We start from the raw sequence: 483 nt of genomic DNA, 5'->3' as shown, positions 1-483 counted from the left end.
CACCCGAAGTCGGTGGGGTAACCGCAAGGAGCCAGCCGCCGAAGGTGGGGTAGATGATTGGGGTGAAGTCGTAACAAGGTAGCCGTATCGGAAGGTGCGGCTGGATCACCTCCTTTCTAAGGAATTAAACCATCTCGATGAAGATGGAATACATGGCATTGTATTGCTCACTCGTTGTCAGTTTTGAGAGAACAAACTTGTTCTTTCTCCATTAAATCGTTGACAGTACACAATACTGCCAGCGCAATGACTGCACCTTGAAAACTGGATAGCGAAGATATAAGCAAAGTAACATCCTTTAGCTGAGTTTATACCACGCAGTTTCGACTGCAAGGCGAAGGTTGTTCGAATTGAAGCGACTTTTGTAGAGAGGTTTCTACCGCTAATCATTTAGTGTTCAAGAAATGTTTCTACAACGGAGTCTCAATCGAAGAACCGGAGCTTATGGTTAAGCTACTAAGAGCGCACGGAGGATGCCTAGGC

Annotated in this window: 1 rRNA gene; it reads left to right on the top strand. The window is 46.2% G+C overall.

Annotated elements, in window-relative coordinates:
- A 16S ribosomal RNA gene (locus K0T92_RS24700) occupies nt 1–116 on the top strand; the annotation flags it as partial.
- Nucleotides 117–483: the final 367 nt, after the last annotated feature.

Origin of the sequence: Paenibacillus oenotherae, assembly GCF_019443105.1 — a bacterium.
GTDB classification, from domain to species: Bacteria; Bacillota; Bacilli; order Paenibacillales; family Paenibacillaceae; genus Paenibacillus_Z; species Paenibacillus_Z oenotherae.
The sequence above is the reverse complement of the archived record's forward strand: the minus strand, read 5'-3'. Positions and strand labels throughout refer to the sequence as shown.